Here is a 21,109-nt window from a genome sequence, read left to right as displayed (position 1 = left end):
GACACTCAAAAAAAAGGGGCGGCAAAATGCCACCCCCTCTTTACGCCTTGAGCGAAAATTCAGCAACCGACAACACGTCAGGCGTTACTGGATTTCACGTACTTCCACACGCAGCTCTTTCGGCACTTCAAAGACAATATTTTCTTCGCGCCCAATTAGCTCAATAGCCGCTTCGCCGCCCAGCTCACGCAGACGCTGGATCACCTCCTGCACCAGAATATCCGGCGCCGAGGCTCCCGCGGTGACGCCAACGCAGCTTACGCCTTTGATCCACTCTTCCTGAATATCATCCGCTGAGTCGATCAGACGCGCCAGCTTACCGGCTCGCTGTGCCAGTTCGGCCAGCCGGTTAGAGTTGGACGAGTTACGTGAACCGACCACCAAAACCACATCCGCATCTTTCGCCAGCGTTCTCACCGCTTCCTGACGGTTCGTCGTGGCATAGCAGATATCGTCTTTACGCGGCCCAACGATTTTCGGGAAGCGGTCGCGCAAAGCATCGATCACTTCATAAGTATCATCAACCGACAGCGTGGTCTGGGTCATAAAGCACAGGTTTTGCTCATCTTTTACCTGTAGCTTATAAACGTCTGCCGGTGACTCCACCAGATACATGCCCCCTTTCGGGTTACTGTACTGACCCATGGTGCCTTCCACTTCCGGATGCCCGGCATGGCCGATAAGGATCGCTTCGGTACCTTTACGACTGGCACGCGCGACTTCCATATGCACTTTAGTCACCAGCGGACAGGTCGCATCAAACAGCATGGTCAAATCGCGGGCACGGGCTTCGGCACGCACCGCCTGAGAAACGCCATGCGCAGAGAAAATCAGGATCGAACCGTCCGGGACTTCCCCAATCTCTTCGATAAAGATGGCGCCACGTTCACGCAGGCTGTTGACGACGTAGCGATTGTGCACCACTTCATGACGCACGTAGATAGGCGCGCCATACATCTCCAGCGCGCGCTCTACGATGCTGATGGCCCGATCGACACCGGCACAAAAGCCGCGGGGATTAGCCAACAGGATTTGCATTTGTTGCCTCCAGCACCGGATCGATTTCCAGGACTTCTACATCAAAGTGAATAGTTTGTCCGGCCAGCGGATGGTTGAAATCCACGGTGATAGAATCGCCAGAAATCTCGCGGATCACCCCTGGCATCTCGTTGCCATCCATGCCGCTAAACAGCATGATTGCACCGATTTCCGGCTCGCCAGCCTGGGTAAAATCGCGGCGGGAAAAGTACTGAATCAAATCCGGGCTGGTGTGACCGAAGGCCGCGTCAGGCGCCAGCGAAAAGGCTTTTTTATCGCCTACTTTCAGGCCCAGCAGCTCGGCTTCCAGCGCGTCAGACAGGCTGCCGTCACCGAAGCTGAACAGTGCCGGTTTGCCGTTATTACGCGTCGATTCCGCCGTTGAACCGTCATCCAGTTTCAAGGTGAAATGCACCAGCACCGCGCTGTTGCCCTGTACAGAATCAGTCATGGCCAACCCTATTTTTCACTTTGCCCGCGGGCGTAAGAAACCCTTCCAGCACGATCAGTGCAGCACCGATACAGATGCCGCAGTCAGCAATATTAAAGGTAGCAAAATGCCAGTCGCCCACGTAGAAGTCGATAAAATCGACCACAAAACCGTGGTAAGCGCGATCGAACAAGTTACCTAATGCGCCGCCAATAATCAGCGCATAAGCAATATTGTTTAGCTTCTTGCTGGCTTCGGTGCGGTACATCATCACCAGCAGCGCCACGGCAATCGCCACGGCGATCCCGGCGAAGAACCAGCGCTGCCAGCCGCCTTTATCGGCCAGGAAGCTGAAAGCCGCGCCATAGTTATGCGCATAGAAGAAGTTAAAGAATGGCATCACCGACATCGACTCGTGCAGCATCAGCGTATTCATAATCCACTGCTTGCTGCCAAAGTCGATGGCAATCACCACCAGCACCAGCCACAGCCAGCGCAATCCGGTAGAGAAAACGGGCCGCTTCATCAGGCAAACTTACGCTGTTCGCCAGCGCCGCTGACGTTGGTGACACAACGGCCACAGACATCCGCATGCTCAGCATTCTGACCCACATCGGTGGTGTAATGCCAGCAGCGCGGGCACTTCTCGCCTTCTGCTTTATGCAGCGCGATTTTCAGGCCTTTTACCAGCTCGCTCTGCTGAGCTTCTTCTGTCGCCAGCGCGTAATCCGCAACCTGTGCGCCGGAAGTTAGCAGTACAAAGCGCAGTTCATCGCTCAGGCTGGTCAGTTTTTCTGCAAGCTGTGCGTCGGCGTACAGCGTGACGGTCGCTTCCAGCGAACCGCCAACACGCTTATCGGCGCGAGCCTGTTCGATAACCTTGTTCACTTCACCACGCACTTTCAGCAGTTCAGCCCAGAAGCTGTCGTTCATCGGTTCGTTTTCTGCCAGACCAAACAGGCCGTCGAACCACTCTCCGGTGAACACATACTTCTCACGCTTGCCTGGCAGTTCGTTCCAGATCTCATCAGCGGTGAAGGACATGATCGGTGCCATCCAGCGAACCAGCGCTTCAGCGATATAGTATAACGCGGTCTGGCAGCTGCGACGCGCCAGGCCATCGGCCTTCGCGGTGTACTGACGATCTTTGATGATATCCAGATAGAAAGAGCCCATCTCAATCGAGCAGAACTGCATCAGACGCTGGATCACTTCATGGAAGTCATAGTTCTCGTAAGAAGCGACGATATCGTCCTGCGCCGCTTTCGCTCGGCCAACGGCCCAGCGATCCAGTACCACCATCTCTTCCGGCTTGACCATGTCCGTTTCCGGATTGAAGCCGTTCAGGTTGGCTAGCAGGAAGCGCGCGGTGTTACGAATACGACGGTAGGAATCCGCCGCACGCTTCAGGATTTCATCAGAAACGGCCATTTCGCCAGAGTAGTCGGTAGATGCGACCCACAGACGCAGGATATCGCCACCCAGCTTGTTCATCACGTCCTGAGGAGAAACCGTGTTGCCGATAGATTTCGACATTTTGCGGCCCTGACCATCAACGGTGAAACCGTGCGTCAGCACCTGACGATAAGGCGCTTTGCCTTTCATCGCCGTAGAGATCATCAGGGATGACATAAACCAGCCACGGTGCTGATCCGAGCCTTCCAGGTACAGATCCGGCGTGTGGCCTTCAAATTCCGGACGCGCATCAACCACTGAGTAACTGGTTGAGCCTGAATCGAACCAGACATCCAGCGTGTCAGGCACTTTGACGTAGTTTTCTGCGTCGTCGCCCATCAGATCTTTGGCGTCCAGATCCCACCAGGCCTGAATACCATCCTGCTCAACGCGCTGCGCGACTTTTTCCATCAGCTCAAGCGTATCCGGATGCAGTTGCTCGGTCTCTTTATGCACGAACAGCGCCATCGGCACGCCCCAGGTGCGCTGACGAGAGATACACCAGTCAGGGCGCGTTGCAACCATACCTTCGATCCGTGCCTGGCCCCAGTCGGGGATCCACTGCACGCCTTTGATCTCTTTCAGGGACTGCTCGCGCAGGCCTTTCTGATCCATGCTGATAAACCATTGTGGCGTGGCACGGAAGATGATTGGCGTTTTGTGACGCCAGCAGTGCGGATAGCTGTGCTGCATTTTTTCAAAGTGCAGCAGTGCGCCTTTTTCACGCAGTAGCTCAACGACCATATCGTTCGCTTTAAAGACGTTAACACCATCCAGCGTTGGATAAGTGCCAGGCAGATATCTGCCGTCCGGGCCAACCGGGTTAGCGGTTTCGATACCGTATTTCTGGCAGATCACATAGTCATCAGGACCGTGCGCAGGCGCAGTATGGACCGCACCTGTACCCGCTTCCAGCGTCACATGCTCACCAAGGAGCACCGGAGAGGTCAGGTCGAGGAACGGATGCTGGAAAGGCAGCAGCTCTAGCGCAGCGCCTTTCGCTTCGCCCAGAACCTGCCATTCGGCAACGCCGGCGCGTTTCATTACGCTCTCAACCAGATCTTTTGCCAGAATCAGCGCGCGGCCTTCGATCTGCACCAGCTGATAGTCAAATTCCGGATGTACCGAGATCGCGCGGTTAGAAGGCATAGTCCATGGTGTAGTGGTCCAGATCACCAGAGAGATCGGCCCTTCCACCTTGTCTGCACCAAATTTGGCACGCACGGCATCCGCATCGACAGCGTTGAACATCACGTCGATGGACGGAGAGGTTTTGTCGTAGTACTCGACTTCCGCTTCGGCCAGCGCGGAGCGGCAGTCCAGACACCAGTGCACCGGTTTAGCACCTTTGTGCATATGGCCGTTGCCGATGATTTTACCCAGCGCACGGATGATGTTGGCTTCCGTTTTGAAGTTCATCGTCAGGTAAGGACGATCCCAGTCGCCCAGCACGCCCAGGCGAATAAAATCTTTTTTCTGCCCTTCTACCTGCTCAGCCGCGTAGTTACGGCAGGCTTCACGAAATTCAGCCGCCGATACTTTCTCGCCCGGCTTGCCGATCATCTGCTCAACTTTGTGCTCAATAGGCAGACCGTGACAGTCCCAGCCCGGCACGTAAGGCGCATCAAAGCCCGCCAGGCCTTTCGACTTAACGATAATGTCTTTCAGAATCTTGTTGACTGAGTGACCAATATGAATGCTGCCGTTCGCATAAGGAGGGCCATCGTGCAGGATAAAGGTTTTTTTCCCTTTTTTGGCTTCGCGGATGATGCCGTACAGGTTGTCATCATACCAACGTTGCAGCATTCCCGGTTCGCGTTTGGCCAGATCGCCACGCATCGGGAACCCCGTTTCCGGCAAATTCAGGGTAGATTTATAGTCACTCATCAGATTCTCGATTCCGTATTTCGGTTCTGTTTAAACCGGTGTTTTCAGCCCAAAAAACGTTCGGGCTGCCACCACATCTTTAGCAATTTGCTCTTTAAGCGCGTCAAGCGAGGCGAAACGCTGCTCATTACGTATTTTTTCACAGAGCACCACTTCTATATGGCGCCCGTACAGATTCATTGCAACGTCCAACAGGTGAACTTCTAACTGCTGACGCAGCCCGGCTACGGTGGGACGCGTGCCGATATTGGCAACGCCCGGAAGCGGCTTCTCGCCGAGGCCATGAACCTCAACGGCATACACGCCTTTCACCGGCGAAACGTAACGGCGGAGCGGCAGATTAGCGGTAGGAAAACCGATGGTCCGGCCCAGCGCATCACCATGCACCACCCGGCCAGAAATGCTGAAAGGGTGTCCCAGAAGCGTGGCGGCCAGCGGCAGATTGTCTTCTGCCAGCGCCTGACGAACCGCAGTACTGCTAATCCGTCGGCCATCATCGCAAAATGTCTGGGTGCTGATGACGTCAAAGTTATAATCAGCGCCCGCTTTCTGTAATAACAGGAAATCGCCCTGCCGACCAGCGCCAAAGCGGAAGTCATCGCCAACCGCCAAAAATTTGACGCCGAGCTTATCAACCAGCAAATCGGTAACAAAACTTTGCGCCGTCTGTGCAGCGAAGAGCTTGTCAAAGCGCAGACAGAGCACCGCATCGACGCCCGCCTCGCTCAGGTAACGAATTTTTTCACGCAGGCGCGTGAGTCGCGCAGGCGCTCTTTCAGGCGCAAACAGCTCCAGCGGCTGTGGCTCGAACAACATCACCACGACCGGTAAATGACGCTGACGCCCTTCTTCACACAGTCGGGCCAGCAGCGCCTGATGGCCGCGATGCACACCATCAAAGTTGCCGATGGTCAGTACGCAGCCGCGATGCTGCTCCCGGAGGTTATGTATGCCGCGGATAAACTTCATGGCTGGCTCGAATTTGTGGAAATCGGCGGATTATACCAAGTACCGCCGGGAAGGTTAACCCGCGAATGCGGCTTTACGGTTTTTATCAGCGCAATTTATGCCAGTCAGGGTGGGTTGTACGATTTTTCTTGTGAATAAGCTGTATTCATTCGGGTGAAGCTGGTAGAATCTTGCGCCATCGAAACGTAACCAGGCGTCGTTGTTTTAGCGACGCTTATTTGCACAAATCCATTGACAACCTCAGGCGAAAGAGGCATATTCCTCGGCCTTTGAATTGTCCTCATAGAACTATTTGGGAGTTGGACCTTGGCTAATATCAAATCAGCTAAGAAACGCGCCGTAACGTCAGAGAAGCGTCGTAAGCACAACGCTAGCCGTCGTTCAATGTTGCGTACTTTTATCAAGAAAGTATACGCGGCTATCGCTACTGGCGATAAAGCTGCTGCGCAGAATGCATTTAATGAAATGCAACCAATTGTGGACCGTCAGGCAGCTAAAGGCCTGATCCACAAGAACAAAGCTGCACGTCATAAAGCAAATCTGACTGCACAGATCAACAAACTGGCTTAATCGCCACGCTGTTAATCGGCTTTGATAAAGAAACCCGCCTGGCGGGTTTTTTTATGTCCATTTTTCCTCCGTCAGCCAGGTAATCCCTTACCCAGCTGAATGAAGCTCGCTAGCGTAGCTTAACCCGTAGCAGCGTATACCCCACCACGGCAGACACGACCGACCCGGTCAAAATTCCCAGTTTCGCCAGCGTCACCATTTCTTCATGAGCGGCATCAAACGCCAGCGACGCGATGAAAATCGACATCGTGAAGCCAATACCGCACAGCACGCCGATAGCGGCAATATCCTGCATGCGGGTACTTTCCGGTAGCGCGGCAATGCGCAGCTTTACCGCCAGCCAGCAAATCAGCGTAATCCCCAACGGCTTGCCGATAAACAGCCCCAGGATGATCCCTAAAGGCACGGCGGAAAAGAGTCCATCGACAGAAACGCCGCTCAGGGATACACCCGCGTTGGCAAAAGCAAACAGCGGCAGGATGAGCCAGCTCACCCAGGGCGCTAAGCCGTGGGCCAGATGAATAGCCGGCGAGTGCCCGCTCTTCTTCTCCAACGGGACAAAGAAACCGACAATCACCCCAGCCAGTGTCGCATGCACCCCAGACTTGAGCACGGCCACCCACAGCACCAGCCCTACCAGCATGTAGAGCGCGATATTGCGTACGCCAAGGCGATTTAACAGGGCCAGTACTACGATAGCGCCAGCGGCCACGCCAAGCGCCATCATGGACAGGTGCTGGGTATAGAAGAAAGCGATAATGACAATGGCACCCAAATCGTCAATCACCGCCAGCGCCATCAGAAACATTTTCAGCGCCGGAGGAACGCGACTGCCTAACAACGCAAGGATACCCAGCGCAAAAGCGATATCGGTCGCGGTAGGAATAGCCCAGCCGTGTATGGCCTGCGGGTCGCTGTGGTTGAGTAAGGCAAAAATCGCCCCAGGTGCCAGCATTCCGCCCAGTGCGGCAATCAGCGGGAACATAGCGCGTTCACGAGTGGCCAGTGAACCCGATATCAGCTCGTGCTTAACTTCCAGTCCAATCATCAGGAAAAACAGCGCCATCATGGCATCGTTAATCCACAGCAGCAGATTTTTACGGATATCCAGCTCGCCAAAACGGAACTCCACCGGCATCGCCAGCAACGATTGATAGCCGTGTTGAGTGGAAGGATTGTTTGCCAGATACATGGCGACAGCGGCGGCGATAATCAGCACCACGCCTCCGGTGGCTTCGTTCTTAATTAATCGCTTTAAAACGGCTTTCATCGGCGTCTTTCCTGTACAGAGATGAGCGTAATGGCCTGACAGGATACGCTTTTCTGACCGGGGGAAAAACAGTTTCTGGCGGGAGAATGGTTTAAGAATTAGACGGTCAGGAGAAAGATATTACCCATAAAAAACGGGCAGCCTGAGCCGCCCGTTTTGTTGGTTGTGACGGAGAGCAGAATTAACGCGTCAAATCGTCAAAGAACTTCTTCACACCGTCAAAGAAGCTTTTGGAGCGAGGGCTGTTCTTCTCGCCAGCCGCGCCGCCAAAGCTCTCTTCCAGCTCGCGCAGCAGCGCTTTCTGCTTGTCGCTGAGGCTAACCGGCGTCTCGACCACTACGCGGCACAGCAGGTCGCCCTGAGCGCCACCACGGACGGATTTAACCCCTTTGCCACGCATACGGAACAGTTTGCCGGTCTGCGTTTCAGAAGGTACCTTCAGCTTCACGCGGCCGTCCAGCGTGGGGACTTCGATTTCGCCGCCCAATGCCGCCATGGCGAAGTTGATTGGCACTTCGCAGTAGAGGTTATTTTCTTCACGCTCAAAGATCGGGTGTTTACGCACCTGAACCTGAACATACAGATCGCCTGCTGGTGCGCCATGCTCGCCCGCTTCACCTTCACCCGTCAGACGGATGCGGTCACCGGTATCCACGCCAGCCGGAATTTTTACCGACAGCGTTTTAGATTTTTCTACGCGGCCGTGGCCGTGGCAGGCATTACAAGGATCCTTGATAACCGAACCGCGACCATGGCAGGTTGGACATGCCTGCTGCACGGTGAAAAAGCCCTGGCGCATCTGCACCTGGCCCTGACCATGACAGGTCGGACAGGTCTGTGGCTGAGTCCCGGCTTTCGCGCCGCTACCGTGGCACACTTCACACTCTTCCAGTGCAGGAATGCGGATCTCTTTGGTCACGCCGCGGACAGCTTCTTCAAGCGTCAGCTCCATGTTGTAGCGCAAATCGGCACCGCGCGCAGCACGCTGCTGACGGCGTCCTCCGCCAAAGATATCGCCGAACACGTCGCCAAAGATATCGCTGAAATCTGCACCGCCGCCGCCGCCAAAGCCGCCGCCACCACCGCCCATGCCGCCCTGTTCGAAGGCTGCATGACCGTACTGGTCGTAAGCCGCACGCTTCTGCGCATCGGTCAGAATTTCGTAGGCTTCCTTGACCTCTTTAAATTTGGCTTCTGATTCTTTGTCACCCGGATTACGATCGGGGTGATGTTTCATCGCCAGGCGTTTATAGGCCTTTTTGATTTCGCGCTCGTCCGCCGATCGCGAAACGCCCAAAATCTCGTAATAGTCTTGCTTCGCCATTGTACTGGTCCTGCCCTTAACATACGTGCACGGGCGTGGAGAAACTCCGACGCCCGTGCTGGATATCATCAGTGGCCTTGCTCAGGCCACCGTGCCCGCTCAAGGGCGATTATTTTTTGTCTTTTACTTCTTCGAATTCAGCGTCGACAACGTCGTCATCTTTCTTCGCAGAAGCATCAGCCGCGTCAGCTGCGCCGCCAGCGGCCTGCTGCTGCTGTGCGAACTCCATCAGCTTGCTGGACACTTCCATCAGCGCCTGCATTCTCGCTTCGATTTCCGCTTTGTCTTCGCCTTTCAGCGCGGTGTTCAGCTCGGTCAGGGCTGCCTCGATAGGCGCCTTGTCGTCTGCTGGCAGTTTGTCACCGGCTTCGTCCAGCTGCTTACGGGTGCTGTGCGACAGATGATCGGCCTGGTTACGCGTCTGCACCAGCTCTTCGAATTTACGGTCGGATTCAGCATTAGCTTCAGCATCACGCACCATTTTTTCGATTTCATCGTCGTTCAGACCAGAAGAAGCCTTGATGGTGATCTTCTGCTCTTTACCGCTGTTTTTGTCTTTCGCAGACACATGCAGAATACCGTCGGCATCGATGTCGAAGGTAACTTCGATCTGCGGCATACCGCGTGGCGCTGCCTGAATACCGTCAAGGTTGAACTGGCCCAGCGACTTGTTATCTGCTGCGCGTTTACGCTCACCCTGCACCACGTGAATGGTGACGGCAGACTGGTTGTCTTCTGCGGTAGAGAACACCTGGCTGTGCTTGGTTGGGATGGTGGTGTTCTTGCCGATCAGCGAAGTCATCACGCCGCCCATGGTTTCGATACCCAGAGACAGCGGGGTAACGTCCAGCAGCAGAACGTCTTTCACATCACCAGCCAGTACGCCGCCCTGAACCGCAGCACCGACTGCAACCGCTTCATCCGGGTTGACGTCTTTACGTGGCTCTTTACCAAAGAACTCGGCAACTTTTGACTGCACCATTGGCATACGAGTCTGACCACCGACCAGGATAACGTCGTTGATGTCAGAAACAGACAGACCAGCGTCTTGCAGAGCAACTTTCAGCGGCTCAATAGAACGAGAAACCAGATCTTCTACCAGCGATTCCAGCTTCGCACGGGTCACTTTGATGTTCAGGTGCTTAGGACCTGTTGCATCAGCGGTGATGTACGGCAGGTTAACGTCAGTCTGCTGTGCAGAAGAAAGTTCGATTTTCGCTTTCTCTGCGGCTTCTTTCAGACGCTGCATTGCCAGCGGATCGTTGTGCAGATCGATGCCCTGATCTTTCTTAAATTCCGCAACCAGGTAGTTGATCATGCGGCTGTCGAAGTCTTCACCACCCAGGTGGGTATCACCGTTGGTTGCCAGAACTTCAAAGGTTTTTTCGCCGTCAACTTCATCAATTTCGATGATTGAGATATCGAAGGTACCACCGCCCAGGTCGTATACCGCGATGGTGCGGTTGCCCTGGCCTTTATCCATACCGTAAGCCAGTGCGGCTGCGGTTGGTTCGTTAATGATACGCTTCACGTCCAGACCAGCGATACGGCCGGCATCTTTCGTTGCCTGACGCTGCGCATCGTTAAAGTAGGCCGGTACGGTGATAACCGCTTCAGTTACCGGTTCGCCCAGGTAATCTTCCGCCGTTTTCTTCATTTTCTTCAGCACTTCAGCAGAAATCTGCGGCGGTGCCATTTTCTGGCCTTTTACATCAATCCAGGCGTCGCCGTTGTCAGAACCGGTGATTTTGTAAGGCATGATTTTAATATCACGCTGTACTTCTTCGTCCTGGAAGCGACGGCCAATCAGGCGCTTAATCGCAAACAGGGTATTTTGTGGGTTCGTCACTGCCTGACGTTTAGCAGGCTGACCAACCAGAATCTCACCATCCTGAGTGTAAGCAATGATCGATGGCGTGGTGCGATCGCCTTCTGCATTCTCCAGTACGCGAGCTTTGCCACCGTCCATAATAGCGACACAAGAGTTAGTCGTACCCAGGTCAATACCAATAATCTTACCCATCTAAACGTCTCCCACTTAAATTCAATTCATTTCAAATCAGGTTATGCACACTTAATGCGGGCTGTTTTTGCCGTTTCAACTCCCGGCGCCACGCTTTTTTTCCGGCACATAGCCTCGGATGCCAAATAAGATGGGGCCTGAACCTGAGGCATCAAGGGGCAAAGTAAAAAAATTTTCGTTTTTAAACGCTTCTTCAGATCAATGTTTCACGCCTGATGGATGATTATGATGCCGCCCACACTGAACGGCAGCGGAATTTTCGATGCTGTTGGTTACGTTAACACCCTATTTTTATTACATTTATGTTATAGCAGAGGACTTATGCATAACACTAACCTGGCAAATCCTGGCCCGCTGGGGCTGATGGGCTTCGGGATAACGACCGTCTTGCTGAATTTGCACAACGCCGGCTTTTTTCCCTTAATGTCCGTCATCATTAGCATGGGGATTTTCTTTGGTGGCCTGGCGCAAATTTTTGCCGGGCTGCTGGAGTACAAAAAGGGCAACACCTTCGGTATGACCGCCTTTACCGCCTACGGCTGCTTTTGGCTGAGCCTGGTTGGCATTTTGCTGCTGCCTCGTCTGGGGCTGGCTGAGCCAACCGATGCCGCTTTTCTTGGCGTCTGGCTGGCGCTGTGGGGCATTTTTACGCTGTTTATGTTCTTCGGCACGTTACACGCCAGCCGCGCCTTGCAGTTTGTTTTTGCCAGCCTGACGCTGCTGTTTGTTTTGCTGGCCATCGGTAATCTAACCGGCAATCACAGCGTATTGGTTTTAGCCGGTTTCGAAGGGATCGTTTGCGGTGCCAGCGCAATGTATCTGGCAATGGCTGAAGTGATTAATGAGCAGCTTGGCCGCCAGATATTACCAACAGGTGAGAGAAAGGCGGCGTAATCCCCCTGCCCTGCGCATCAGCCGCAGGGCAGCGTTAATTAGCTAAATGTATCGGCCTGGCTGCCAACCATTGCGGGTTTAAGATCGTGTTTCAGGTAGATGCCAAGCAGCAAGCCGATGACTGAAAGCGCCAGCACATACCAGGCGGGAGCCATTGGCGTCACGTTCATCATCAAGGTGACAAAGACGGGCGTTAAGCCGCCAAAAATAGCGTACGAAACATTGTAGGAAAAAGAGATACCGGTGAAGCGTACCGCGGCGGGAAAGGCGCGCACCATCACATACGGCACGGCACCGACTACGCCAACGCTGAAACCTACTAACGCATAGCAAGGGCGCAGCATGTCCGGGTGCACGCCCACCGTGTGGTAGAACAATGCGCTACAGGCGGCCAGCAACAGGCTGCCAGTGATAAAGGTTTTACTGGCACCAAATCGATCCGCAGCCAGCCCCGCGCTCAAACACCCGACAATGAGCATAATGGTCGCAAGACTGTTGGCCTGCAGCGCTTGCGTTGCCGCAATGCCATACTGTTTTTGCAGCCAGCCGGGGGTCATCAGGATCACCACTACAACGCCTGCGGAGAGCAGCCAGGTGAGCAGCATACAAACGGCCACTTCTTTTTTGTGATTCACCACGACCGCTTTCAACGGCAGTTCCGCTGCCAGCGCTTTGCGCGTATGCAGCTCAATGAACACCGGCGTTTCCTGTAACCAGCGACGTAAATAGAGGGCAATCAACCCGAAAACGCCCCCAAGCAGGAAAGGGATCCGCCATCCGCCAGCCATAATGCCCTGTGGGCCGAAAGCGGTATTAATGAGCGTTGCCACAAGCGAGCCAAGCAGGATGCCTACGGTTAAACCGGCCGTCAGCGTGCCGCAAGCGAAACCGATACGCTTTTCCGGTACATGTTCCGCGACAAACACCCATGCGCCCGGTACCTCACCGCCTATCGCGGCTCCCTGCACAATGCGCAGCAGTAAAAGCAGCACCGGGGCTGCGATTCCCCAGTCAGCATAGGTTGGCAGCATACCCATGAATAGCGTCGGCAGCGCCATCAACAATATGCTGAGGCTGAACATCTTTTTACGCCCTTTACTGTCGCCGAAATGCGCCATCACAATGCCGCCTAACGGGCGCGCCAGATAGCCTGCCGCGAAAATAGCAAAGGTTTGCACCTGTCTTAACCAGTCAGGAATATCAGGTGGGAAAAAGAGATCGCCGATAACGGCGGCGAAGAACACAAAGATGATGAAATCATAAAACTCCAGCGCGCCGCCAAGCGCAGCCAGAGAAAGGGTTTTATAGTCCTGCCGGTTCAGTCGGCGTGCGCTGTCGTCTTGCATAATTGTCAGGCATATCCAGAAGTAATAAGAAAAAAGTATCGTTAACAGTGTAAAGCTGAGCTTACTATAACGTTCATCTTCTCTTACAACAGCGCAACTCTATTTTATGCCTGAATCATTTATTTTTTAGCTGTTTGTATCGCGTCTCGCGCTCTTAGGACGAAAAGCTGCTACCACTTCGGCATGCGTTTCAATATAGGGTCCATCAAGCAGCTGAATGCAATAAGGTACGCTGGCAAAAATGCCGTGAACCTGGGTTTTCCCGTCGGCGTCTTTCAGCCCTTCCAGGGTTTCTTTGATCGATTTTGGCTGGCCCGGCAGGTTAATCACCAGCGACTGCTTGCGGATCACCCCGACCTGGCGCGAGAGAATAGCCGTTGGCACGAAGTTAAGGCTGATCTGACGCATCTGCTCACCAAAGCCGGGCATTTCGCGGTCGGCGATAGCCAGCGTGGCATCCGGCGTGACGTCTCGTCTTGCGGGGCCGGTGCCGCCGGTCGTCAGCACCAGGTGGCAGAATAGCTCGTCGACCAGTTCGCAAATAGCGTGCTCGATCATCGGTTGCTCGTCTGGCACCAGGCGTTTTTCAATCTCAAAAGGCGTAGACAGCGCCTGAGCAAGCCAGGCTTCTAAAGCGGGTAATCCTTCATCCTGATAGATGCCATTCGCGGCGCGATCGGAAACGGAAATCAATCCTATGCGTAGTGTATTCATGGTGTCATCACTGTGATCCCGGCCGCTTCAAGCGTGCGGGCGCGGTTTATAAGAAGAATAGCGGGATAAAAGAAGGATAAACCATTGCAAAGTGGGATGTACAGCAGAGGCAGGATCGTGGCCGGCAAGCCGGCCACGCTCGCCGGTTACAGCAGATCGGCAATCATTTTCTCAAGTTTGCCCTGGTCAACGGCAAAATTACGGATGCCCTGAGCCAGTTTATCTACCGCCATCGGATCCTGGTTATGCTGCCACAGGAACTCAGATTCGGTCATTTTTGCCGGACGTGCTTTCACTTCACCCGTGTAAGAAAGCTTACGCTCCAGCGTGCCTTCGCTCTCGGCCAGCTCCTTCAGCAGCGCTGGAGAGATGGTCAGACGATCGCAGCCTGCCAGTTCGATGATCTCACCGACGTTACGGAAGCTGGCACCCATCACCACCGTTTCATAGCCGTGCTGCTTGTAGTATTCGTAGATTTCAGAGACGGACACCACGCCCGGATCTTCATGCGCTGCATACTCTTTCTTATCGGTATTGGCTTTGTACCAGTCAAGAATACGGCCCACGAATGGCGAGATCAGGAATACGCCTGCTTCGGCACAGGCACGCGCCTGAGCAAAGGAGAACAGCAGCGTCAGGTTACAGTTGATGCCTTCTTTTTCCAGCTGTTCTGCGGCACGAATACCCTGCCAGGTGGAAGCCAGTTTGATCAGGATGCGATCGTTGCTGATACCCGCATCGTTATACAGCTTGATCAGCGCGCGCGCTTTGTTGATGCTGCCTTCGGTGTCGTAAGAGAGGCGCGCATCGACTTCGGTAGAGATACGGCCAGGCACCAGCTTCAGGATTTCCAGGCCAATTTTCACGTTCAGCATGTCGGAAGCGTACTGGACCTGCTCTTCTTTTTTGCTGCTCTGATCGCGCGCCCAGGCCACAGCTTCATCAATCAGCTTGCGGTATTCAGGGATCTGCGCAGCGTTCAGAATCAGTGAAGGGTTGGTGGTCGCGTCTTGTGGCTGGTACAGCTTCATCGCGGCAATGTCACCGGTATCGGCAACTACGGTAGTGAGTTGACGCAGGGAAGTCAGTTTGTCCGTCATGGTTTTCATTCTCTCAGAAGAGTTATCGGGTTCTTGAAACTGTCTGCCACGGATAATATCACGCGAGAACCGCCTTGCAAGGTAAGCTTGTCCCGACGCCACTGAGTGCTAAATCTGCCCGTTTTCCCTTGTTTTGCGAGGGATAAGCCGTGGCGATGGCAGCGATTTGTCTTTTCACCGTGCTTTTTTGTTACAGTAGCGGCTCCGTTTTATCTGCCCTGATATGGCGTATTACTTAAGGATTCTTTGATGTTGATGGTGATCTCTCCGGCAAAAACGCTGGATTTTGAAAGTCCGCTGGCGACAAAAACATTTACCCAACCTGCGTTGCTGGATGATTCCCAAAAACTGATTGAAGTCGCACGCGAACTGACGCCGGTTGAAATAGGCGCACTTATGAGCATCAGCGACAAGCTGGCCGATTTGAACGTCGGACGTTTCCAGAACTGGCACCCGCCCTTCACGCTGGAAAATGCCCGTCAGGCTATTTTGGCGTTTAAGGGCGACGTCTACTCGGGCTTGCAGGCCGAAACGTTTAACGAGCAGGACTTTGCTTTCGCGCAGCAGCATTTGCGCATGCTTTCCGGACTGTATGGCCTGCTGCGCCCGCTGGATTTAATGCAGCCGTACCGGCTGGAGATGGGCACGAAGCTGGCCAACCCGGCTGGCAAAGATCTTTATGCATTCTGGGGCGATAAACTCACCGAGGCGCTGAACGCGGCGCTGGCGGAACAGGGCGACGACGTGCTGATAAACCTGGCATCGGATGAGTATTTTAAAGCGGTTAAGCCGAAGAAAATTAACGGTCGCATCATCAAGCCGGTATTCCTTGATGAGAAGAACGGTAAGTTCAAGGTGATCAGTTTCTACGCCAAAAAAGCACGTGGCCTGATGAGCCGGTATGTGATTGAAAATCGCCTCGGCAAAGCAGAACAGCTAAAAGATTTTGCCGTGGACGGCTACTTTTTTGCCGCTGATGAGAGCAGCGAAAACGAATGGGTATTTAAGCGTCGCGAGCAGTAAAGTCCAGGTTGCCTGTTATTAACACCGTGCAGGCGCGAGGGACACGGGCCGTCCAGAAAGACACAAAAAGCGGCATCCATGCCAGCTCGATATGGGCCGTCCACGGCCCGTGACGCTTTCTTACCGGCCCGAATCCCTCACGCTTTAAGCCTGTCAGTTACTTGTTCAGCAGGAAATCGCGCAGCGCAGCGAAATCCGCCGACATCTTGTGCGACAACAGCGGCAGCTCAGCACGCTCGGCCAGCGCTTCTGGCAGCGGCAGTTTCTGGCCCAAAATTTCCTCCACGCTCTCCTTAAATTTCGCCGGGTGCGCCGTTCCCAGGAACAGGCCAAACTCGCCTTCCTGAAGCTGATCGCGCAGCAAACGATAAGCGATAGCCGCATGCGGCTCGGAGATATAGCCCAGATCCGCCAGCTCCAGCATCGTCGCTTTCGTGGTTTCATCATCCACCGCGCCGTAGCCCAGGTCGGTCAGGCGCCAGGTTTTACGGCGGAAGAGTTCTTCCACGCGTGGCCAGTTGTTAGGCTGGCTCACATCCATGGCGTTAGAAAGCGTAGCGACCGTGGTATTCGGCGACCATTCGCCGCCGGTAAGGAAGCGCGGCACGGTATCGTTGGCGTTGGTTGCCGCGATAAAACGCTTCACCGGCAGCCCCAGCGATTTGGCTAACAGGCCCGCAGTCAGGTCGCCAAAGTTACCGCTTGGTACGGAAACCACCAGCTGATTACGCTTCTCCTGCGGCAGCTGCGCGACCGCTTCAAAGTAGTAGCAAATCTGCGCCAGAAGACGGCTGATGTTGATAGAGTTTGCGGAATTCAGACCGATGGTCTTTTTCAGATATTCATCGTCGAATGCCTGCTTGACCAGCGACTGACAGACGTCGAAATCGCCGTCGATAGCGATAGTCTGGATATTGCCGCCCAGCGTGCAGAACAGTTTTTCCTGCAACGGGCTGATTTTGCCTTGTGGATAGAGGATCACCACACGCACGTTTTCCATGCCGTAGAAAGCATGCGCTACCGCCGCGCCGGTGTCGCCAGAGGTTGCCGTCAGAATGGTAATTTTTTCATCGGCGCCGCTCACATAAGAGAGCATTTGCGCCATAAAACGGCCGCCAAAATCTTTGAATGCCAGCGTCGGGCCATGAAACAGTTCCAGCGCGGAAATGTCGTCGGTCACTTTTGCCACCGGTGCCGGGAAAGCAAAGGCGGTTTTCAGACGCTCATGCAGCTGGTGTGGCGCGATCTCATCGCCGATAAAGGCAGAAAGAATTTTGCTACTGCGGCTGACGAAATCCATTTCCAGCATTTCATCGATCTCGGTCAGCTCAAATTCAGGCAGCTCCAGCGGGAAAAACAGGCCCTGTTGCTTGCCCAACCCCTGCTTTACAGCCTGTGAAAAGCTAACCTGCTCGTTGTGATCCTTTAGATTGTACAGTTTCATGCGTTATCCCAGTTTACGTGCGCCTGCCGTGTCTAAACGGCAGATGTGAACGAAGCCTTCATCATTTTGCAGATAGTGCTGACGAAGCCAGTCTGCCATGCGCTGCGCCGTATCGCTTTGATTACAAACGGCAAACAGCGTTGGGCCGGAGCCAGAAATGCCGCAGGTCAGTGCGCCAATATCCTGTGCGGCCTGGCGGGCCTCGGCAAAGCCCGGTAAAAGTTTGGTGCGATAAGGTTCGGCAATGACATCGCGCATCAGTTTCGCCGCCAGCTGCGGTTGCTGAGTATGGCAGGCGTGAATAAAGCCGCCCAACAGACGACCATGTTTAATAATTTCTTCTTTACGGTACTGCGCAGGCAAAATGGCGCGTGCCTCAGCCGTCGAAACTTTGATGCCCGGGTACGCCATCACCCACAGCCAGTCATCAAAAGCCGGAACGGACTGGCTGATGATGCCGTTCTCTTCCAGCATCAGCTGGATGCCCCCTAAAAAACAGGGCGCGACGTTATCATAATGTACGCTGCCGGAGATGCGGCCTTCCAGCTCGCCCATTAGCGCCAACAGTTCGGTATCGTTCAACGGTTTGCCACAGTGCTCATTCATCGCCATCAGGCCCGCAACCACTGAACAAGCGCTGGAACCAAGACCGGAACCGATCGGCATATTCTTTTCCAGCGTCATAGCTACCGGTACGCGTTCGCCAATCGCTTCGCAAAAACGATCCCAGCACTGCCAGACAATATTTTCCTGCGGATTGGCAGGCAGTTTGCTGACAAAGCGCCCTTCATTGCGCAGGCTAAATTCGCTGGCAGCTTCTACCGTCACGCAGTCACCCAACAGCGAGCCGTCAACGGGCGAAACCGCCGCGCCTAATACATCAAAGCCCACGCTGACGTTACCGATTGAGGCAGGCGCATAAATCTTGACCATTCTTAAACTCCCAACTTCCATGACAAGGTGCGTAACAGATCGGCGAACACCCCTGCGGCGGTCACATCGTTACCGGCACCATACCCGCGCAGCACCAGCGGAATCGGCTGATAATAACGGCTGTAAAACGCTAACGCATTCTCGCCGTTTTTCACTTTGAACAGGGGATCATTGCTATCAACGGCATCAATTTTTACCTGGCAACGGCCGCCCTCTTCAATCACGCCCACGAAGCGCAGCACCTTACCTTCCTGCTCCGCTTTACTGACTCGTGCCGCAAAAGCGTCATCCAGCTCCGGCAGGCGAGCCATAAAGGCTTCAACATTGTCGATAGCCGTCAATTCCTCAGGCAACACGGCCTCGATTTCAATATCGCTTAACTCCAGCTGATGGCCGGCTTCGCGCGCCAGAATTAACAGTTTACGAGCCACGTCCATACCGGACAGATCGTCACGCGGATCCGGCTCGGTGAAGCCCAGCTCGCGCGCCATTGTGGTTGCGGCGGAGAGCGAAACGCCTTCATCCAGCTTGCCAAAAATAAAGGAAAGCGAACCTGAAAGGATGCCGGAAAAACGCAGCATCTCATCACCGGCATTGAGCAGGTTTTGCAGATTTTCAATAACCGGCAAACCTGCGCCTACGTTGGTGTCGTACAGGAACTTGCGACGTGATTTTGCCGCAGCGGCACGCATCTGCTGATAGTAGTTCCAGGAAGAGGTGTTAGCCTTTTTGTTTGGCGTGACCACGTGGAAACCGTCGGCAAGAAAATCGGCATATTGATCGGCCACCGCCTGGCTGGAGGTACAGTCAACGATCACCGGATTCAGCAGGTGATACTCTTTCACCAGCCGGTTGAGGCGCCCGAGATTAAAGGGCTCGCTGGCTTCCTGTAACGCAGCCTGCCAGTTATTCAACGGAATACCATGAACGTTAGTCAACAGCGCTTTGGAATTCGCGATGCCACAGACGCGCAGGTCGATATGTTTATTTTTCAGCCATGCCTGTTGACGATGCAGTTGGTCAATCAGCGCCGCGCCGACGCCACCGACGCCAATCACAAACACTTCAATAACCTGATCGGTTGCGAACAGCATTTGATGTACCACGCGCACACCGGTGGTGGCATCTTCGTTATTGACCACCACCGAAATAGAGCGTTCTGACGATCCCTGGGCGATGGCAACAATATTAATATTGGCACGTGCCAGCGCGGAGAAGAATTTAGCCGAAATACCCCGCAGCGTGCGCATGCCGTCGCCGACGACTGAGATCACCGCGAGGTTTTCCATAACATCCAGCGGCTCAAGCAAGCCATCCTTTAGCTCAAGGAAAAATTCATCTTCCAGCACGCGACGGGCGCGCGCCTGATCGCTTTGCGGCACGCAGAAGCTGATGCTGTATTCGGAAGAGGATTGGGTAATCAGCACCACGGAAATACCGCTACGGGACATGGCGGCAAACACGCGGGCCGCCATACCGATCATGCCTTTCATCCCTGGCCCGGAAACGTTGAACATCGCCATATTGTTCAGGTTGGTGATGCCTTTTACCGGATTATCATCATCCGGGCTGTCGCCGCCGATTAAGGTGCCGGGCGCCTGTGGATTAGCGGTATTTTTAATCAGGCAAGGAATTTGAAACTGGGCGATGGGGGTGATGGTGCGTGGATGCAGCACCTTCGCGCCAAAGTAGGAAAGCTCCATCGCTTCCTGATAGGACATGGTTTTGAGCAGGCGGGCATCGGGCACCTGACGCGGATCGCAGGTATAAACGCCATCCACATCAGTCCAGATTTCACAACAGTCAGCACGCAAACAGGCAGCCAGCACGGCCGCTGAGTAGTCGGAACCGTTACGGCCAAGCACGACCAGCTCGCCTTTTTCGTTGCCGGCCGTGAAACCTGCCATCAGGATCTGGTTTTCAGGAGGAATTTTACTGGCGGCGATTCGGCGAGTTGATTCAGGAATATCAACGGTCGATTCAAGATAATGTCCAACCGCCAACAGTTTTTCGACCGGGTTGATCACGCTGACGCCATGACCACGCGCTTGCAGCAGCGCCTCCATGATGGCGATAGAGAGCTTTTCACCGCGACAGATGATAGCCGCATTGACGCTATCCGGGCACTGTCCCAGCAGAGCGATGCCGTGCAGCACCTGCTTCAGCTGAGCGAATTCCTCGTCAACCACGCGCGAGAGCTTAGCGTAGTCGAAGCCTGGCTGAGCTTCCGCCAGCCCTTGCAGCAACGCGGCAAAAATGTGTTCAGCGTCGGTCAGGTTCGGCTGAGCGTCCTGGCCGCTAATGGTTTTTTCAATCATCGCCACCAAATGGTTGGTGATTTTTGCTGGCGCGGACAATACGGTAGCAACCTGTCCCTGCTTAGCATTACTCTCCAGAATATCCGCCACGCGCAAAAATCTTTCCGCATTGGCGACTGAGGTTCCACCGAATTTCAGCACTCGCATGATCATTCTCCTGAATTTTTGCCGAAAAAAAAGCCCGCACTGTTGAGGTGCGGGCTTTTTTTTATTTTTTCCTGTATGCGTCAGCCCGCACCGTTACCTGTGGTAATGGTGGTGGTAATAATGATTGTTGTCATCAGGCTGTGAGTACGCATTTTAGATTTCTTGTCTGTCTTGTAAATTTTGTCCGCTTCCAGAAGTAAAGCAAACGCTATGTTAAGTCAATT

At 54.2% G+C, this 21,109-nt stretch carries 18 protein-coding genes and 1 other annotated feature; of the genes, 3 read left to right on the top strand and 15 right to left on the bottom strand.

The annotated features are described in order from the left end of the window. Positions 1-84 precede the first annotated feature (84 nt). Genes ispH through ribF form a run of 5 tightly spaced genes read right to left on the bottom strand, consistent with a single transcriptional unit; the run spans position 85 to position 5,779 of the window. On the bottom strand, positions 85-1,038 hold the full coding sequence (gene ispH / locus EHV07_RS03505; protein WP_147195116.1) for a 4-hydroxy-3-methylbut-2-enyl diphosphate reductase: 954 nt from the start codon (positions 1,036-1,038) through the stop codon (positions 85-87). Next, on the bottom strand, positions 1,019-1,489 hold the full coding sequence (gene fkpB, locus EHV07_RS03500) for an FKBP-type peptidyl-prolyl cis-trans isomerase (protein WP_147195114.1): 471 nt from the start codon (positions 1,487-1,489) through the stop codon (positions 1,019-1,021). Before fkpB ends, ispH begins: the two co-directional genes overlap by 20 nt. After that, on the bottom strand, positions 1,482-1,994 hold the full coding sequence (lspA, locus tag EHV07_RS03495) for a signal peptidase II (RefSeq protein ID WP_174822350.1): 513 nt from the start codon (positions 1,992-1,994) through the stop codon (positions 1,482-1,484). The genes fkpB and lspA overlap by 8 nt, the downstream gene beginning before the upstream one ends. Next, on the bottom strand, positions 1,994-4,810 hold the full coding sequence (gene ileS, locus EHV07_RS03490; protein ID WP_147195110.1) for an isoleucine--tRNA ligase: 2,817 nt from the start codon (positions 4,808-4,810) through the stop codon (positions 1,994-1,996). The genes lspA and ileS overlap by 1 nt, the downstream gene beginning before the upstream one ends. A 30-nt stretch (positions 4,811-4,840) precedes the next feature. Further along, positions 4,841-5,779 (bottom strand): bifunctional riboflavin kinase/FAD synthetase, encoded by a 939-nt coding sequence (ribF, locus tag EHV07_RS03485; RefSeq protein ID WP_147195108.1) that lies wholly within the window; start codon positions 5,777-5,779, stop codon positions 4,841-4,843. Between the two features lie 306 nt (positions 5,780-6,085). Between ribF and rpsT the strand changes: the two genes are divergently transcribed. After that, positions 6,086-6,349 carry a 30S ribosomal protein S20 gene (rpsT, locus tag EHV07_RS03480; protein WP_025901190.1) on the top strand — a complete coding sequence of 88 codons (264 nt, stop codon included), beginning with the start codon at positions 6,086-6,088 and terminating at the stop codon, positions 6,347-6,349. 109 nt (positions 6,350-6,458) lie between these two features. Here rpsT and nhaA read toward each other — a convergent pair whose 3' ends face one another. The 3 genes from nhaA to dnaK all read right to left on the bottom strand — a co-directional run bounded on the left by nhaA (position 6,459) and on the right by dnaK (position 10,966). Continuing rightward, positions 6,459-7,619: a Na+/H+ antiporter NhaA gene (nhaA, locus tag EHV07_RS03475; protein WP_147195106.1), complete on the bottom strand. Its 1,161-nt coding sequence runs from the start codon at positions 7,617-7,619 to the stop codon at positions 6,459-6,461. A gap of 181 nt (positions 7,620-7,800) precedes the next feature. Then, a complete protein-coding gene (gene dnaJ, locus EHV07_RS03470; RefSeq protein ID WP_147195104.1) occupies positions 7,801-8,943 on the bottom strand; it encodes a molecular chaperone DnaJ in 1,143 nt (380 codons plus the stop codon). Between the two features lie 109 nt (positions 8,944-9,052). After that, positions 9,053-10,966 (bottom strand): molecular chaperone DnaK, encoded by a 1,914-nt coding sequence (dnaK, locus tag EHV07_RS03465; protein WP_147195102.1) that lies wholly within the window; start codon positions 10,964-10,966, stop codon positions 9,053-9,055. Between the two features lie 321 nt (positions 10,967-11,287). On the opposite strand from dnaK, the gene satP reads away from it, so the two are divergent. Beyond that, positions 11,288-11,860 (top strand): acetate uptake transporter, encoded by a 573-nt coding sequence (gene satP, locus EHV07_RS03460; protein ID WP_147195100.1) that lies wholly within the window; start codon positions 11,288-11,290, stop codon positions 11,858-11,860. A gap of 38 nt (positions 11,861-11,898) precedes the next feature. Here satP and EHV07_RS03455 read toward each other — a convergent pair whose 3' ends face one another. The 3 genes from EHV07_RS03455 to tal form a co-directional block, all read right to left on the bottom strand. Further along, the gene (locus tag EHV07_RS03455) at positions 11,899-13,206 is read right to left on the bottom strand and encodes an MFS transporter (RefSeq protein ID WP_147195098.1); all 1,308 of its coding nucleotides are present in this window, start codon (positions 13,204-13,206) and stop codon (positions 11,899-11,901) included. Positions 13,207-13,332: 126 nt separating this feature from the next. Then, a complete protein-coding gene (mog, locus tag EHV07_RS03450) occupies positions 13,333-13,920 on the bottom strand; it encodes a molybdopterin adenylyltransferase (protein ID WP_147195096.1) in 588 nt (195 codons plus the stop codon). Between the two features lie 146 nt (positions 13,921-14,066). Beyond that, the gene (gene tal / locus EHV07_RS03445) at positions 14,067-15,020 is read right to left on the bottom strand and encodes a transaldolase (protein WP_147195093.1); all 954 of its coding nucleotides are present in this window, start codon (positions 15,018-15,020) and stop codon (positions 14,067-14,069) included. Between the two features lie 249 nt (positions 15,021-15,269). Between tal and yaaA the strand changes: the two genes are divergently transcribed. Further along, entirely contained in the window at positions 15,270-16,043 is a 774-nt protein-coding gene (gene yaaA, locus EHV07_RS03440; RefSeq protein WP_147195090.1) for a peroxide stress protein YaaA, read from the top strand. Between the two features lie 157 nt (positions 16,044-16,200). On the opposite strand, the gene thrC is transcribed toward yaaA, so the two are convergent. The 4 genes from thrC to thrL all read right to left on the bottom strand — a co-directional run bounded on the left by thrC (position 16,201) and on the right by thrL (position 21,019). Next, positions 16,201-17,487, bottom strand: a complete 1,287-nt coding sequence (gene thrC / locus EHV07_RS03435) for a threonine synthase (protein WP_147195087.1) — start codon at positions 17,485-17,487, stop codon at positions 16,201-16,203. 3 nt (positions 17,488-17,490) lie between these two features. Then, positions 17,491-18,420 carry a homoserine kinase gene (gene thrB, locus EHV07_RS03430; protein WP_147195084.1) on the bottom strand — a complete coding sequence of 310 codons (930 nt, stop codon included), beginning with the start codon at positions 18,418-18,420 and terminating at the stop codon, positions 17,491-17,493. Positions 18,421-18,422: 2 nt separating this feature from the next. Next, positions 18,423-20,885 (bottom strand): bifunctional aspartate kinase/homoserine dehydrogenase I, encoded by a 2,463-nt coding sequence (gene thrA, locus EHV07_RS03425; protein WP_147195081.1) that lies wholly within the window; start codon positions 20,883-20,885, stop codon positions 18,423-18,425. A gap of 23 nt (positions 20,886-20,908) precedes the next feature. After that, positions 20,909-21,030, bottom strand: a sequence feature (Thr leader region). Then, positions 20,966-21,019 carry a thr operon leader peptide gene (gene thrL / locus EHV07_RS03420; RefSeq protein WP_233268544.1) on the bottom strand — a complete coding sequence of 18 codons (54 nt, stop codon included), beginning with the start codon at positions 21,017-21,019 and terminating at the stop codon, positions 20,966-20,968. (Overlaps the previous feature by 54 nt.) Positions 21,031-21,109 lie beyond the last annotated feature (79 nt).

The sequence above is a fragment of the Pantoea sp. CCBC3-3-1 genome (genome assembly GCF_007981265.1).
Lineage (GTDB): Bacteria > Pseudomonadota > Gammaproteobacteria > Enterobacterales > Enterobacteriaceae > Erwinia.
The sequence above is the reverse complement of the archived record's forward strand: the minus strand, read 5'-3'. Positions and strand labels throughout refer to the sequence as shown.